The 15,205-nt window shown below is 65.5% G+C and carries 15 protein-coding genes; 3 read left to right on the forward strand and 12 right to left on the reverse strand.

Annotation, left to right across the window (positions count from 1 at the left end):
* Positions 1–77: 77 nt before the first annotated feature.
* Positions 78–968 carry a rhodanese-related sulfurtransferase gene (locus B4L36_RS15935; RefSeq protein WP_292959138.1) on the reverse strand — a complete coding sequence of 297 codons (891 nt, stop codon included), beginning with the start codon at positions 966–968 and terminating at the stop codon, positions 78–80.
* A 95-nt stretch (positions 969–1,063) separates the two neighbouring features.
* On the opposite strand from B4L36_RS15935, the gene pncA reads away from it, so the two are divergent.
* Positions 1,064–1,660, forward strand: a complete 597-nt coding sequence (gene pncA / locus B4L36_RS15940) for a bifunctional nicotinamidase/pyrazinamidase (RefSeq protein WP_292959139.1) — start codon at positions 1,064–1,066, stop codon at positions 1,658–1,660.
* A gap of 140 nt (positions 1,661–1,800) precedes the next feature.
* On the forward strand, positions 1,801–3,093 hold the full coding sequence (gene pncB / locus B4L36_RS15945; protein ID WP_292959140.1) for a nicotinate phosphoribosyltransferase: 1,293 nt from the start codon (positions 1,801–1,803) through the stop codon (positions 3,091–3,093).
* An 8-nt stretch (positions 3,094–3,101) separates the two neighbouring features.
* Here the strand turns inward: pncB and B4L36_RS15950 are convergent, their stop codons facing one another.
* The 6 genes from B4L36_RS15950 to B4L36_RS15975 form a co-directional block, all read right to left on the reverse strand.
* The gene (locus B4L36_RS15950; RefSeq protein WP_292959141.1) at positions 3,102–4,532 is read right to left on the reverse strand and encodes an inorganic phosphate transporter; all 1,431 of its coding nucleotides are present in this window, start codon (positions 4,530–4,532) and stop codon (positions 3,102–3,104) included.
* A 33-nt stretch (positions 4,533–4,565) separates the two neighbouring features.
* Positions 4,566–5,057: an NUDIX hydrolase gene (locus tag B4L36_RS15955; protein ID WP_335661974.1), complete on the reverse strand. Its 492-nt coding sequence runs from the start codon at positions 5,055–5,057 to the stop codon at positions 4,566–4,568.
* A complete protein-coding gene (arfB, locus tag B4L36_RS15960) occupies positions 5,054–5,476 on the reverse strand; it encodes an alternative ribosome rescue aminoacyl-tRNA hydrolase ArfB (protein ID WP_292959142.1) in 423 nt (140 codons plus the stop codon). The genes B4L36_RS15955 and arfB overlap by 4 nt, the downstream gene beginning before the upstream one ends.
* A gap of 88 nt (positions 5,477–5,564) precedes the next feature.
* Positions 5,565–6,419 carry a carbon-nitrogen hydrolase family protein gene (locus tag B4L36_RS15965; RefSeq protein ID WP_292959143.1) on the reverse strand — a complete coding sequence of 285 codons (855 nt, stop codon included), beginning with the start codon at positions 6,417–6,419 and terminating at the stop codon, positions 5,565–5,567.
* A complete protein-coding gene (locus B4L36_RS15970) occupies positions 6,416–7,000 on the reverse strand; it encodes a GNAT family N-acetyltransferase (RefSeq protein WP_292959144.1) in 585 nt (194 codons plus the stop codon). Before B4L36_RS15970 ends, B4L36_RS15965 begins: the two co-directional genes overlap by 4 nt.
* Positions 6,997–7,398: a ketosteroid isomerase-related protein gene (locus B4L36_RS15975; protein WP_292959145.1), complete on the reverse strand. Its 402-nt coding sequence runs from the start codon at positions 7,396–7,398 to the stop codon at positions 6,997–6,999. Before B4L36_RS15975 ends, B4L36_RS15970 begins: the two co-directional genes overlap by 4 nt.
* A gap of 141 nt (positions 7,399–7,539) precedes the next feature.
* Between B4L36_RS15975 and B4L36_RS15980 the strand changes: the two genes are divergently transcribed.
* The gene (locus tag B4L36_RS15980) at positions 7,540–8,928 is read left to right on the forward strand and encodes a phosphomannomutase (RefSeq protein ID WP_292959146.1); all 1,389 of its coding nucleotides are present in this window, start codon (positions 7,540–7,542) and stop codon (positions 8,926–8,928) included.
* 40 nt (positions 8,929–8,968) lie between these two features.
* Here B4L36_RS15980 and B4L36_RS15985 read toward each other — a convergent pair whose 3' ends face one another.
* The 5 genes from B4L36_RS15985 to galE are packed head-to-tail and all read right to left on the reverse strand — an operon-like array spanning position 8,969 to position 15,204.
* Positions 8,969–10,360 (reverse strand): hypothetical protein, encoded by a 1,392-nt coding sequence (locus tag B4L36_RS15985; RefSeq protein ID WP_292959147.1) that lies wholly within the window; start codon positions 10,358–10,360, stop codon positions 8,969–8,971.
* A complete protein-coding gene (locus B4L36_RS15990; RefSeq protein ID WP_292959148.1) occupies positions 10,357–12,057 on the reverse strand; it encodes a beta-1,6-N-acetylglucosaminyltransferase in 1,701 nt (566 codons plus the stop codon). The genes B4L36_RS15985 and B4L36_RS15990 overlap by 4 nt, the downstream gene beginning before the upstream one ends.
* The gene (locus B4L36_RS15995; RefSeq protein ID WP_292959149.1) at positions 12,054–13,082 is read right to left on the reverse strand and encodes a glycosyltransferase family 2 protein; all 1,029 of its coding nucleotides are present in this window, start codon (positions 13,080–13,082) and stop codon (positions 12,054–12,056) included. Before B4L36_RS15995 ends, B4L36_RS15990 begins: the two co-directional genes overlap by 4 nt.
* Complete coding sequence (locus tag B4L36_RS16000) at positions 13,079–14,218, reverse strand: glycosyltransferase family 2 protein (RefSeq protein ID WP_292959150.1); 1,140 nt, start codon at positions 14,216–14,218, stop codon at positions 13,079–13,081. The genes B4L36_RS15995 and B4L36_RS16000 overlap by 4 nt, the downstream gene beginning before the upstream one ends.
* On the reverse strand, positions 14,218–15,204 hold the full coding sequence (galE, locus tag B4L36_RS16005; protein WP_292959151.1) for a UDP-glucose 4-epimerase GalE: 987 nt from the start codon (positions 15,202–15,204) through the stop codon (positions 14,218–14,220). Before galE ends, B4L36_RS16000 begins: the two co-directional genes overlap by 1 nt.
* Position 15,205 lies beyond the last annotated feature (1 nt).

A 15,205-nucleotide genomic window follows, 5' to 3' on the forward strand; every position in this document is an offset into this window, starting at 1 on the left:
CGGGTCAACGATCCGGTCGTCCGCAATTCCCGGTATGCCAATGGCTGCCAGCGATTGCCGGAAAAGGGAACAGCGGCTCATCCCGCGTTCCTGTGGCGTGCCAGATCGAATTGCCGCTGGCGTTCGCGGAATCGCGCGCGGTCGGCGTCGTCATATTCATCCGCGCAGCGATGGCACGAGACGCCTTCCTCGTAGTCCGGCCTTGCGCGGTCGCCGGGCGCCAGCGGGCGGCGGCAGGCGTGGCACAATCCGTATTGCCCCTGCTTCAGGCCGTGGCCCAGGCTGACGCGCCGGTCGAAGACGAAACATTCGCCGCGCCACAGGCTGTCAGGCTCGGGCACGTCTTCGAGATATTTCAGGATACCGCCCCTGAGGTGGAAGACATTCTCGACGCCCTGGGACAGCAGGTAATTCGTGGATTTCTCGCAGCGGATGCCGCCGGTGCAGAACATCGCGATCCGCTTGCCTTCGAAACGATGCGCATTGGCCTGCCACCACGCCGGAAAGTCGCGGAAAGAACGTGTTTGAGGATCCACGGCGCCCTCGAAGGTGCCGATGGCCGTCTCGTAATCGTTGCGGGTATCGATCACGACGACGTCGGATGCGGCGATCAGCGCGTTCCAGTCGCATGGCGCGACATAGCGCCCGACCGCCGAACCCGGATCCACCTCGGGCTGACCCATGGTCACGATCTCGCGCTTCAGGCGCACCTTCATGCGGCCAAAGGGCATGGCCCTGGCCCGGCTTTCCTTCCAGTCCAGCCCGGCGCAGCCCGGCAAGGCGCGGATATGGGTCTGCACCGTGTCGATGCCCTCGCGTTCGCCGGCGAGGGTGCCGTTGATCCCCTCGGGCGCCAGAAGCAGGGTGCCGCGAATACCCTGCGCCTCGCACAGGGCCAGCAACGGCGCACGCAACGCGGCTGGATCCGCGAGCCGGGTGAATTGATAGAGGGCGGCGACAATCGGCATGGGCGCGGCATAAGCCAGGCGGAGCGGTCATGGCAAGCCATTGACGCAGGCGCCGCCGCTTTCTACCCATGGACGAACCGCAAAGGAGGCCGCCGATGCCGAAGGCCCTGATCGTCATCGATCTGCAAAACGACTTCTGCCCGGGCGGCGCGCTGGCGGTCGCCGGCGGCGATGAACTTGCCCGGACGATCAACGCGATGATGGATGATTTCGACGCGGTGGTGCTGACCCAGGACTGGCATCCGGCCGGACATGCCAGCTTTGCCGACAACCATCCGGGGGCCGACCCTTTCAGTCTGGTCCAGATGCCCTATGGGCCGCAGGTCCTTTGGCCCAGGCACTGCGTCATCGGCGGCACCGGGGCGGATTTCGTGCCCGGCCTCGACGTGTCGCGGGCGGACATGATCATCCGCAAGGGGTTTCGCGCCAGCATCGACAGCTATTCGGCGTTTTTCGAGAACGACCACAAGACCCCGACCGGGCTGGCCGGCTATCTGCGCGAACGCGGCCTGACGGAACTGACCTTCGTGGGCCTTGCCCATGATTTCTGCGTCGCCTGGAGCGCCATCGACGCCGCGAAGCTGGGCTTTGCCGCCCGCGTGATCGAATCCGCAACCCGCGCCATCGACCTGGACGGCAGCAAGGGCGCGGCCCAACAGGCCATGCGCGCGGCCGGCGTGACCCTGACCTGACCCCTCATCCTCCTGCCACCGCCGGCCCCAGGATGGGTTCAGACCGGCACGGGCCGGGGCGATGCCGTCTTTCCCGTTTCCCGGCCTTGCGGCGGCCGCGTCTTTCGGGGCACGAATGACATGCTACAGGGGGACTTGTCATGGTCGATATCGCCTCGCGCGTCTATAACCACAAATGGAAGATCGACCCGATTGTCCGGTCGCTGATCGACACCGATTTCTACAAGCTGCTGATGTGCCAGTCGATCTTTCGCAATCGGCCCGATACCAGCGTCACCTTCAGCCTGATCAACCGCACGAAGACCGTCCGCCTGGCCGAACTGATCGACGAGGGCGAATTGCGCGAGCAGCTGGACCATGTGCGCAGCCTCAGCCTGTCGCGCGGCGAAAGCACGTGGCTGCGTGGCAACACCTTCTACGGCAAGCGACAGATGTTTCGCCCCGATTTCATGGAATTCCTCGAAGGGCTGCGCCTGCCGCCCTACCAGCTTGAAAAGCGCAAGGGCCAGTACGAGCTGACCTTTGAAGGCACCTGGCCGCAGGTCATGCTGTGGGAAATCCCCGCCCTTGCCATCCTGATGGAACTTCGCTCGCGCGCCGTGCTGAAGGACATGGGGCGGTTCGAATTGCAGGTTCTCTATGCCCGCGCCATGACCCGGCTGTGGGAAAAGGTCCAGACCCTGCGCCAGTTGACCGATCTGCGCATCGCCGATTTCGGCACGCGGCGCAGGCACAGCTTCCTGTGGCAGGACTGGTGCGTGCAGGCGATGATCGAGGGCCTGGGCGAACGGTTCACCGGCACCTCGAACTGTCTCATCGCCATGCGGCGCGACATCGAGGCAATCGGCACCAATGCGCACGAATTGCCGATGATCTATGCCGCGCTGGCCGACAGCGACGCCGAGTTGCGGCAGGCCCCCTACGAGGTGCTGGCCGACTGGCATGAGGAACACGAGGGCAATCTGCGCATCATCCTGCCCGACACCTATGGCACCGAGGGTTTTCTGAAACACGCGCCCGACTGGCTGGCGGGCTGGACCGGGATCCGCATCGACAGCGGCGCACCGGCCGAGGGCGCCGAGGCCGCGATCCGCTGGTGGCGGGACCGGGGCGAGGATCCTCGGCAGAAGCTGATCATCTTCTCGGATGGGCTGGATGTGGACAGGATCGTGGCGCTGCATCGACAATTTCACGGCCGGGTCAAGGTCAGCTTTGGCTGGGGCACGTTGCTGACCAACGATTTTCGCGGCTTCGTGCCGGGCGACGGGCTGGCACCGTTCAGCCTGGTCTGCAAGGCGGTCGCTGCGGATGGACGGCCCACGGTCAAGCTGTCGGACAACCCTGCCAAGGCGATGGGCCCGGCGGCCGAGATCGAACGCTACAAGCGCGTCTTCGACGTCGGACATCAGGCGCTGCTGGACGTGGTCGTCTAGCGGCCCTTTCAGCCCGGCGTCGCGGCAAGGATCAGCACGCAGGCCAGCCAGCCCATCAGCGCGGTCAGCGGCACCGTCACCAGCCAGGCGGTCGTGATCGTCGCGACGTGGCTGCGCCGGATCAGCCGGCGCCGCCGCGCCTCTTCCGCCGGCATGACCTCGCGCTGGCGCCTTTGCCGGCGGTCCAGCCATTCACGCGCGAAACCGACGCCGAAAATGCCGCCGACGGCGATATGGGTGGTCGAGACCGGCAGCCCTGCCCAGGATGCCGCCAGAACCGTCGCCGCCGTGGACAGCGAGACGCAGAAGGCACGGCCCGCGTTCAGCCGCGTGATGCCGCTGCCGACCATCCGCACCAGCCTGCGCCCGAAAAACAGCGTGCCCACCGCAATGGCAAAAGCGGCCAGAAGGATGGCGACCAGCGAAACCTGGCCCCCGGCCTCACCGCCGCGCGCGGTCACGATCACGGTCAGCGGCCCGGCGACATTGCCGACATCATTCGCACCATGCGCGAAGGCCAGCGGCACCACCGCAGCCAGCAGCGGCGGCCGGAACAGCCTTTTGCTGCTGGGCTTCTCGCCGCGCAGCACGAAGGCCGACCGCAGATGCCGCCGCATCAGGCGATCGGCCAGCAATCCGGCGATCAGCCCGGCCAGCAACATCCCGGTGGTCGCGATCGAGGCCAGCAGGCCAAGATACGTGACGAACAATCCGCTCATCACGCCGACCAGCGGCGGCAGCCAGATTTGCGCCGCCGCGACCCGATCCGCGGCCACCATCACCTTGATCCGCAGCAAGATCAATACCGCCGCCGCCAGCGCCCCCGAGACCACCGGCGCGATGATCCAGACCAGCGCGATCATCGCCAGGGACGGCCAATCCAGCGACGACGCGCCAAGCGCGGCGATTCCTGCCCCGGCAAGGCCGCCAACGATGGAATGCGAGGTGCTGACCGGCAGGCCGATGCCGGTCGCCAGCGTGATCCAGCAGGCCGCCCCGATCAGCGCCGCCAGCATCGCCATCTGCGCCCTCAGCCCGCTTTCCAGCATCCCCGGATCAAAGATGCCGCTGGCCAGCCTGTCGGTGACGGCACCGCCCGCCAGCGACGCCCCCGCGATCTGGGCCAGCGCAACGAGGACCAGGCCGGGCAGCAGGCCGATGGCACCGGCGCCGACGGCTGGACCCAGCGAATTCGCCACATCGTTCGAGCCGATGGCCAGCCCCAGCCAGCCCGCCACGACCAGTCCCGCGCCGAAGCCGACCGCCCCCGCATCGCGCCCGGTCAGCCCGATCGCCAGGATCAGCAGCGCAACCAGCGCCAACACCGCCAGCCCCAGTCGCCAGACGGGCCGAAAGGCGTAGAGCTGCGCCGTCTCGACATGGGTGATCCGGCCCAGATCCTTGTCCAATGTGTGAAAGGGGCGGCCGGGTCCGCTCATCTCGGCGTTCTCCACATGACACCGGCCACCGGATCAGCGGCTCCCGCGCGGGCGCAAGACGGTATCCGTCTTCACATCGGCGCCCGCACCAAGACCCCGCAGAATCGCAGCGAGGCCCGGTTCGGCGACCAGTTGCGCGGCGCGCCCGGGCGCGAACCATTCCCGATGCCGCTGGCCGGATTCGGGATAGACATCACTCAGCCGATCGACATGCAGCGGAAAGACATGGACCTCGACCGGCACGGCAAAGCCGCTGTCCTGCACCTTGTCATAGATGTAGCGCCCCAGTTCGCGATGGCCTGTCCGTCCCTCGGCGCCCGCTTCCTCCCAGGCTTCGCGACCGGCCGCGCCGGCCAGCGAATGCCCCGGCATGGGCCAGCCTTTGGGAATGATCCAGCGCCCGGTGCCGCGGCTGGTGATCATCAGCACCTTGCCGTCCCGCGGTCGAAGACACAGGGCGCCGACCTGCAAGGCGGGCGGGCGCTTGCCGACCAGCATCCGCAACGATTTCCCCAGCAGCGTCACTCGTCCGTCTCCACCTTTCCCCGCATCGCCTTCACCTGCCCGCGACTGGCCTTGGCCTTCAGCCGCCTCCGCTGGCTGCCCAATGTCGGCCGGGTGGCGATGCGTCGCTTGGGCGCGACGCTGGCGCGCCGGATCAGATCCGCCATCCGGTCACGCGCGATCTCGCGGTTGCGCGCCTGCGAGCGGGTTTCCTGCACCAGGATCACCACTGCCCCGTCCTGCGTCCAGCGTCGTCCGGCAAGCCGTTGCAGCCGCCGCTTGACCGGATCGGCGAGGTTGGGAGATCGCTCCGCCTCGAACCGCAACTCGACCGCTGTCTCGACCTTGTTCACATTCTGCCCGCCCGGTCCCTGCGACCGGGTGAAGTTTTCCGAAAGCTCCCATTCCTCGATAGTTATCTTGTCTGTGATATAAAGCATGACCACAAGATATGGCTTGTGATGCCGCCATTTAAAGCAGTTTTCATTAACGCCTGGTAAATTCGCGCCCAGATGACGCGAAAAGGTCTCAGACGAGGCGCGATTTTTCCGATTCCGGCCAGTGGGCGAAAGGCAGGACCGCCCCGTCGGCGCGGCTTCTGGCGACGCGAGACAGATCGATCCGGGCCATTACCCAGCCGGGCTCATCCATCGCGCCTTCGGCGATGATGCCGGTTTCGGGCCAGAACCCATCCGGAGGGCCATAGATCGCGGCGCGCCCGTGATTGACGTCTATCGCCGGGTTCCAGTCCACGTCGCCCACGGTCGGGGCGTGAACCACGACGCACTGGCATTCCAGGGCTCGTGCCATCGCGCCGATGCGGACGCGGTGAAAACCCGCCACCGTGTCGGTACACGACGGCACCAGAAGCAATTCCATCCCCGCCTCGGCCAGCGGGCGGGCCAGCAGGGGAAATTCGCTGTCATAGCAGATCAGCACCCCGATCCGGCCAAGCGCTGTATCGAAAACCCGCAGGCCCGGAGCCCCGGCGACATCCCAGTCGTCGCGCTCGAACCGGGTCATGATCTGCTTGTCCTGATGTCCGATCCGTCCGCCCGGTCCATACAGCACTGCGCGATTCGTCGGCCGCCCACCCTCGAAAGCGGGGCCGGACGCCGCCAGGATATGGCAATCATACTCCGCCGTCAGGCGTTCATGCAGGGCCGCGACCGCATCGCCGTGCCGCGCCACCTCGTGCAGCGATGCCTCCAGATCGCCCGCCACGCTGCGCCCGCCGAGAGAGGCCAGTTCCATCGCCCCGTATTCTGGAAAGACCAGCAGATCCGCGCCCTCGGCATCGGCGACCCAGCGGGTCAACTTGGTCTCGTAGGCGTCGAAATCGTCAAGCCAGTCGATCGGATAGGCGGCGGCGGCAATCTTCACAATGGCCTCATCCAGAATTGCAGTTTCTTTTCGGTTTCGCGCGGCTGGCCCAGATCCTTCCAGGAAAACCGCGCGAACACGCCCTCGAGCGGAGCATAGCCGCGTTTGCGCCAGAAATCATCCAGCGGGCGATAGTCTGCGGGGCGGGCCGGATGATCGGCCGGCCGGATCACGCTGCAGAAGGCGGAAAAGTCGTGGCCCAGATCGCGGGCATGGGCCTCGCGCGCGTCGAAAAAGGCGTGTCCGATCCCGCGCCCGCGATAGGCGGGCAGCAGCACCGATTCGGCGCAATAGAAGATGCGCGACAGCTTTTCCGGGCGGTCCGCAAAGGCTGTCGCAAAATCCTCGGCATGGTCGGTCATCGGCGCGCCCGTCGCGGCACCGACGATGCGCGCACCGTCCATCGCCGCGACGACAACGGCGCCCGGCGACCGATAGGCACGCAGGTAATCGCGTTCGTAATCGGCATTCCCGTCATAGAGATAGGGCCAGTCGCGGAATACGGCGATGCGCAGGCGGGCCACATCATCCAGCGCGGCGGCCAGCGATTCTCCGGTCAGGACGCGGGTGGTAACGCTCATCGGCTGACCTGCTGCACCCAATCGGCGAGGTTGTAGTAGGTGGTCACCCGCGCGATCCTGCCATCGCGAATGGAAAAGAACGACCCTGCCGGCAGGCGATAGGTCTGACCTTTCGCCTCTGGCAGGCCCTCATCAGTCTTCAGATAGGTGCCATTGACCATGAATTCGGCAGCGGCACGGTCGCCCGTCTCATTGGCGAAGATCACCATGTCGGTCAGGGTCTCGCGGTAGGAACGGCTCATGTGGCGGCCGAATTCCGCAAACAGCGCCTTGCCCTTGCGGATTCGGCCCTCATTGACGTGATGTTCGATGTCCTCATGCAGCAAATCCAGCATCCGGTCGGTCTGGCCGTCATTGAAGGCCTGAAAATAGGCGGAGATCAGAGATTTTGCATCCATTTGAGCCTCATATGCGTTTCGCCCTCTCTAAAGCCGTTCGCGGTCCGCGTCACCCGATGCCAAGGGACCAGCCGCAGACTTGAATTCTGATGCCAAGCTGCTAGCGCTATGAATGACCCTGCGCAGGGAGGAGGGGAACCGATGACCGACAAATCCAATCTGGGCAAGCGAGAGATCACCTGTTTCAAGGCCTATGACGTGCGCGGCGAACTGGGCAAGAACCTGGACGCCGATGTCGCCTACAGGATCGGCCGGGCTTTCGCCGAGGCGCGTCGGGCCAGGTGCGTCGTGGTCGGCCGCGACAGTCGCGAAAGCTCGCCGGAACTGGCGGCGGCTCTGATCGACGGGCTGACAGATGGCGGCGCCGATGTGCTGGATCTGGGACTGGCGGGGACGGAGGAGGTCTATTTCCACACCGGCTTTCAAGACACGGATGGCGGTATCGAGGTGACCGCGTCGCATAATCCGATCAACTACAACGGGATGAAGATCGTCGGGCGCGGTTCGGCGCCGCTGGATCCGGCAACGGAACTGCCGCCGATCGTCGATCTGGCGACGTCGGGCCGTTTTGCCGCGGCGAAAAAGGGCAGCGTCACCGATTTCAGCCATGCCCGCGCGGAATATGCCAGGGCGATGGCGGATTTCGTGGACATTTCGGCGCTGCGGCCGATGAAGATCGTCGTCAATGCGGGCAACGGCACCGCCGGACCCACCTTCGATGCGATCGCCAGCGAACTGGAACGCCGCGGCGCGCCACTGACGTTCGTGCGGATGCACCATGACGTGGACAGCAGCTTTCCCAACGGCATCCCGAATCCGCTGCTGCCCGAGAACCAGCCGCCGACCGTCGAGAAGATGAAACAGGAAAAGGCCGATCTGGGCGTGGCCTGGGACGGCGATTTCGACCGCTGCTTCTTTTTCGACGAGAACGGCCGATTCATTCCCGGCGAATATATCGTGGGCCTGCTGGGCGCGGCCTTCCTGGAAAAGTCGCCCGGCGAGAAGATCGTCCACGATCCCCGCGTCATCATGAACACCCGCGCGATGATCGAGGAGGCGGGCGGCGAGGCCGTGGTCAGCAAGACCGGTCATGCCTTCATCAAGCGCAAGATGCGTGATGTCGGCGCGATCTATGGCGGCGAGATGTCGGCGCATCATTATTTCCGCGACTTCTATTATTGCGACAGCGGCATGATTCCGTGGCTGCTGATGATCGAACTTCTGTCGCGCAAGGGACAGACGCTGGCCGAACTGCTGTCGGAACGGATGCGGCTTTATCCATCCTCGGGCGAGACGAATTATCACATCGACGATCCCGACGCCGCGATCGCCCGGCTGATCGGGCGCTACGAGGACAAGGCCGACAGCCGCGACGATCTTGACGGCGTGTCGCTGGATTTCGGCACCTGGCGCTTCAATCTGCGCAAGTCGAACACCGAGCCGGTGGTGCGACTGAACCTCGAATCCGATGGCGATGCGGAGCTGGTGCGGGAAAAACAGGCGGAACTGGCGGCGATCCTGAAAGGATAGCGGCGTCGCGCAGGGTCATCCGCCGGGGCGGCGGTTCCGGTTATGCCGGTTCGGCAAAGCCGAAGGTCGCGTAGTCGCGCAGATAGGCGGCATGCGCGGCCCGTTCCAGCGCCGGGTCATCCAGGAATGCGGGCCAGTCCTCGGCCCGGGGGCAGGTTGCCGCCACGATACCGGCGGTGTCGGCCAGATGGGCCAGATCGGTTGCCATCCGATCCTCGCGGATCACCATGTCGGGCGCGGCGAAATGGGCGAAACCGGCCACGACCTCGGACTGGCTGGCCCAGTTCGGATGCGTGGGCAGCGTCGTCTGCCCGTTCAGGTTGCGCTTCAGAAACCCGAGGAAATCCGCAAAAAGCGCGGCGAGGCGGTCATCCGTCAGGTCCATCAGGGCATCGTCCCTTGGCAGCGGCACGCGATGAACCTCGCGCATCACCTGCCGCAAGGGCGGCGGCGCGTCACCCAGAAGCTGCATGAAGGCGTCCCAGGCTCGGTGCAGCGGATGGCGCAGCACGGTGAAGCTGCGATGGCCGGGATGGCCCCGTTTCCATTGCCGCAGAGTCGTCTGGGTAAAATCGCGCGTCAACGGTCCCAGCGAAGCCATCCAGTCCTGCACGGGTCCGGTGGGGCCGCCCCTGACCGGCATGCAGATCAGGCCACGGCCTGCCTCGACCGCGATCAGGCTGGGGACGGCAGGGCCTCGACGCGGCTCGAAATTCGGGATCTTGCGCAGCAGGAACGGGTCCAGGCTGGCCAGATCGGCCTGCATCGCATCGAAATTCGTGACCTTGCCGGCCAGTTCGCGGGGGTTCTGCGGCACCTGATCGCGGGCCGGTTCGACCCGGTCCAGATCGGTCCGCCCCAGCCAGTGCAGAAGGCCGGTCATCACGCCGCTGTCGCGCAGATCGTCGTAGCCCAGCCAGAATGCCGTCTGGCCGCTGGTCTGCAACCGATTCTGAACACGAAGCTGGAAATCCTCGATCGCCGACAGCGTTTCGCGAAATTCGGCCCCGTCATAGGTGATCGTGGCGGGGATCGGCGTCTCTGTCTCGTTCAATTTCCACTGGTTCGTGGCCCAGGCCAGCCGGGTCGAGACATAGCTGTCCAGCGGGTTGCGGGTCAGCACGATCTTGGCGCAGCGCGGATCGTCCATGATCGCGTCGAAGACGCGCGGATCATGGTCATGAAAATAGCGGAAGCCCGGCAGATGCCCCGGCCGGTCCAACAGCCTTTTCAGCAGCGCCATCGGATCGGCCTCGCGCTGGTCGCGGGTGACGCCTTGCAACTCGTCCCTGTCGGGCCAGCCCATCATGTAGGGGTTGAACGCCTCGCCGAAGCAGGTCACCTTCTTTACCGCGTTCAGCGTCGCCTCGAGCAGGTTCGAGCCGGTGCGCATCTCGGCGAAGATCACGAAGCTGCGGAAGGGTTCGGTCATTCGGCTGCGTTCCTTTCGCCGGTGGCGACCTCGTTTTGCGGCAGGGCCTCGCCGGCAAGCCGGGGGCGCAGGCCGGAATTGCGCAGCCGGCGCAACAGCGCAGGCAGCCCGGTCGTGTCGCGGACAGGCGGCAGATCGCCCGCCGGAAGACCCCGGTGCTGCGGATCGACCTGGCGCAGCGCATCGTCCAGGATTGCCCGCGGACGGGCCAGAAAGTCGGTCAGGTCATGAACCTGCACCCGTGCCTTCACCCAGACCGAATTCAGCACGTTCAACTGCGCCAGCTCGACCTTTTGCAAATGGGCGCTGATCCGGCGAACATCGTCGAACGGCATGGCGCTATCGATCAGCGGCATCATCCAGGCCCCGGTCACCACGAACAGACAAGCGTTGGGATCGGTGGCCATGAACCAGTTCAGCGCCTGATTGTCGCGCGGGCCGAATTGGAAAATCTGCATCCGCGGCGCGATCCGGATCAGCGCTGTCAGGAAGCCCTGCGGATCGCGGTCTCGCACCGCGACATGCGACGATATGGCGCCTGGCCCGATGCCGGGACGACCGCGGAATTCGACCGTTTCTGGTCCCAGCAGATGGCCGTGGACATCGGCCGCCACCTGATCCTGAAGCCAGGATTCGAAATTCGGGAAAATGTCGCTGAAACCCTGAAATACGGCATAAGGAGCCGAGGTCTTGCCGTTCTCGGCATCCTTGCGCGGAAAGCGGCTCTGCATGTAGAGGCCGGGCCGGCCCAGGACCCGGCGCTGGACGGTGCGGGTGATCATCCGCTCGAACCGGGCGGGCCGGGGCGGGCTGACATCGGGCGCGCCCTCGCCCCGGCGCGGAAAGCGCGCCAGAAGCCCCGCCGAGCCAGACCACAGCTTGCGCGCCACGAAACAGTTCGATTCCTCGAGCATCTGGCCATGATCATCATAAAGCTGGAACGGGCGACCCTCATGATCGAACTTGGCCAGCGTCAGCGACCGGCTTTCGATCTGGACCGAATGGCGGCGGGCCAGCGTCTGGAAATAGCTTTCATCCGGGATCCAGCTATAGCGGAAAAAGCGGTCGTGCCGGGGCCGGTCGGGATCATCCAGGATCGCCCGCAGCGTCGTCGCCGTCAGGCACCACCATTGCGAACCCAGATGCGGCGACAGGCCGGGGGGCAATCTGCGGTGGATCCCCCGCCGCCGCTGCCATGCCACGCAGCGATCGAAAAGCCAGCGCCGGCGGCGCCAGTCGAACGGGAAATACAGGGTGAAACGTTCCTCGTTCAACCCGCCAACGGTCCAGCCGACATCCCAGGCGCTGACGCTTTCGATATGGTCGCGCTCCGGATCGGCCGCCAGAAAGGCGATCAGATCGCGGACCGGTCGCAGTGGCAGACAGGCCCCCGAGGCCAGATAAACATGGGTCAGGTCGGGATGATCGGCCAGCAATTGCGCCGCCGTGTCCTGCGTCGCGCGAACCAGGCTGAAGGCCCCCCACTTGCAGCGATGTCGCCGGGCGGAAAAGGCGACGCGCTTCAGATCGGCCAGCGCGACGCGCATCAACTCGACATGCCGATCTCGGACATTGGCGTCGATATGGATGCAGACCTGCGCGCCGCCTTCGGCCCAGATCCGGGCCATCCGCGCGGCGATGTCCAGATCGGCATGGCACAGCAGCAGCACCCCCAGCCTGACCGATCCCGGCATCATGCCCAGTTTCCCCGGCTGATCAGGCCCAGATCTTCGAGCTGGCGCCAATCGCCGTATTCGCGCGATTCCTCGCACCACAGGCGAAGCCCCCGTTCGATCCCGGCATTATAGGCGCGATACTCCTGGGAATTGGCGTAATGCTGGTGGCGGTCAAGCTCTTCGGCAGATTTTTCGACCAATGTGGACAGGAACTTGGCATGCAGCAGCACGCCCGATTCCATCTCGCCGCCCTCCTCGTCGAAAACCTGGTTCAGGCGGCGCGGCAGCAGCATGTGGGTCGAACTGACATAGGCATAGCGCCAATACCATCTGACCAGCGGAATCTTGTTCAGCGCCGGTCCTGCCAGCGGGTTCTGCGGAAAGAAGGCGCGCATCCGCGGACCGCCCTGGATCCAGAGATTGCCGAAATAGTCGTTCTTGCTGATGGCATAATTCGCCGGATCGAAGAAACGGGCGATCTCGAACGGGTTCTGTCCTTCTCGATACGGCTGATCCTCGATTCCGCCGGACGGATACATGTCCAGCAGCATCGCCGGGAATGCGCGGCGCCCGATCGAATCCAGCCAGCTTGTCAGCGCCGAAAGAGGCCGCGTGTCGCAATGCGGATAGACAAGAAACTCGTCGGGATCGACGGTCAGGCACCAATGGCCGTTGCCGTATCGCATCAGCAGCCAGCCCAGCCAGTCCATTCCGAACCGGGCTTTCTTGTAGCCGGCATTGGTGCGCCACAACGACACGTCATCCTGACGGCGCAGGTAGTCGGCACTGCCATCCGAACTGCCATTGTCCACCATCAGGAAATGCTGGACCCCCAGGTCGCGATAATAATCCAGGAAATAGGGCAGCCGCACCCGTTCGTTGCGCAGGGTGACGAAGGCCAGGATATCGTGCCTGTTGATCAGCGGCGTCCGGTCGGCATCGACCCGCAGCACGCGGCGCCGGCCAAAAGCCCGTGCGATCAGCAATTGCCGCTCGGCCCTGCGGCGCAGGCGGTCCGGAATCGGCAGGCGGCTGATCGATTTCATTGCTGGTTCGGGCGGCCCGGTTGTCTGGTGTTGATGTCTGTTATTGCTTGCAATGATGCCTCGGACCGCGTTTGACAAGGCCGTTCACCACCCGACAGCCATTCGCCCGCGCCCATCAGGCCCAGATCCAGCAATTGCCGCCATCCGGCAAAGCGGCGGGATCCTTCGTGCCAGAGGACCGGAGCCTCGGTGATGGCCCGGTGATAGGCCGCATAGGCATGGGGATCGCGGAAATGCTGGCGGCGGGTCAGTTCCTCGGCCGAGCGCGCGAGGATATCGGGCAAAAACTTGCCGTGCAGCAACACGCCCGACAGGCGTGGATCGCCCGGCCCGTCCCAGGCGTCGTTCAGCCGCGGCGGCAACATGGAATGGGTCGAGTTCACATAGACCCGCCCCGCCCGCCAGCGCACCAGCGGCAGCTTGTTCAGGGTCGGGCTGCGGGCGGGATCGGTCGCGAAAAAGGCCCGCTCGCGCGCGCCGCCCTGCACCCAGCGGTTGCGGCGGGGCTGGATCGTCCGGCAGCGATAGGGACCGCCATCGAAATAGGGCAGACGCAGCCACAATGGCGCATCCTCGGGCGCGTCGGCCCGGCCCAGGGCGCCCTGCGGATACAGATCCAGCATCAGCGCGCCCATCGCCTCGATGCCGCTCGCGTCCAGATGCGCGGTCAGCGCATGCAGATCGCGTTCTTCCCAATCGGGATAGATCAGGAATTCGTCGGCGTCGGCGGTCACGCACCAATGGCCGCGGCCGTGGCGAAACAGCAACGCATTCACCCAGTCCAGCCCGAAGCGCGCCTCGCGATAGCTGCCGCGCGCGCGCCACAGAGAGACATCGCCCTGAATGCGCAGGAATTCGGCCGAGCCGTCGTCACTGTCATTGTCCACGATCAGGAAATGCGCGACCCCAAGCCCGCGGTAATGGGCCAGAAACCGGGGCAGGCGCGCGGCCTCGTTGCGGATCGTGGCCAGACACAGGATATCGCCGCGCCGGATCCCGGCGCTGCGGTCGGCCACCGGGCTCAGCCGCCGACCGGCCCGGATCGCACGCCACAACAATTCCCGTCTTTTCCAGCGAAGCCGATAGCGCAGCCAAAGCTGCCACACCCGCCCGTCATGTCGGGCCGCCTTCGCCATCAACCCTCGTAGCGGCCGTTCTGGTGCCAGCGCCAGGCATCGCCGATCATCTGCTTCATCGTCGAGCGGTCGGGCCTCCAGCCCAATTCGTCCCGCGCGCGCTGGCTGCCGCAGACCAGCTTGACGGCGTCGCCGCCCCGGCGCGGTCCGTGCTGCATCGGCACGGCGCGGTTGGTGACATGCCCGGTCGCATCGACCACCTCGCGGACGGAAAAGCCCGCGCCCGTTCCCAGGCAGAAGACCCGGCTGCCCCGGCCTGCCCGCAACCATTCCAGTCCGGCCAGATGGGCATCGACCAGGTCCATGACATGGACGTAATCGCGGATGCAGGTTCCGTCATCGGTCGGATAATCGGTGCCGTGGATGGTCAGCGCGGCGCGCCGTCCGTCCACAGCGTCGAGGATCAGCGGGATCAGATGCGTCTCGGGGCGGTGAAACTCGCCGACTTCGGCATCGGGGTCAGCACCGGCGACGTTGAAATAGCGGAAGATCACCGACCGCAGCCCGTGGGCCGCACCGAAATCGGCCAACATGTCCTCGATCGCGCGCTTGCTGGCGCCATAGGCATTCAGTGGCGCCTGCGGCGTCTCTTCGTCCAGAATTTCGCCGTCGCGGTCGCCATAGGTCGCGCAGGTCGAGCTAAAGACGAAATCCAGGCATTCCGCCGCGACCGCCGCCTCGATCAGGTTCAGCGAACCGGCAACATTGTTTCGCCAGTATCTGCCGGGTTCGCTCATCGCCTCGCCCACTTGGCTCAGCGCCGCGAAATGCATGACCGCGACCGGGCGATACTCGGCGAAGGCCGCGTCCAGGGCCGCGCGGTCCATCAGATCGGCCTGGACCAGCGGGCCGAACTTCACCGCGTCACGCCAGCCGGTCGAAAGGTTGTCCAACGCGACCGGACGATATCCGGCGGTGGCCAGCGCCTTGCAGGCATGCGAGCCGATGTAACCGGCACCGCCGGTCACGAGAACCGTTTCAGGCATC

This window comes from Paracoccus sp. UBA889 (assembly GCA_002294185.1).
Taxonomy (GTDB): Bacteria; Pseudomonadota; Alphaproteobacteria; order Rhodobacterales; family Rhodobacteraceae; genus Paracoccus.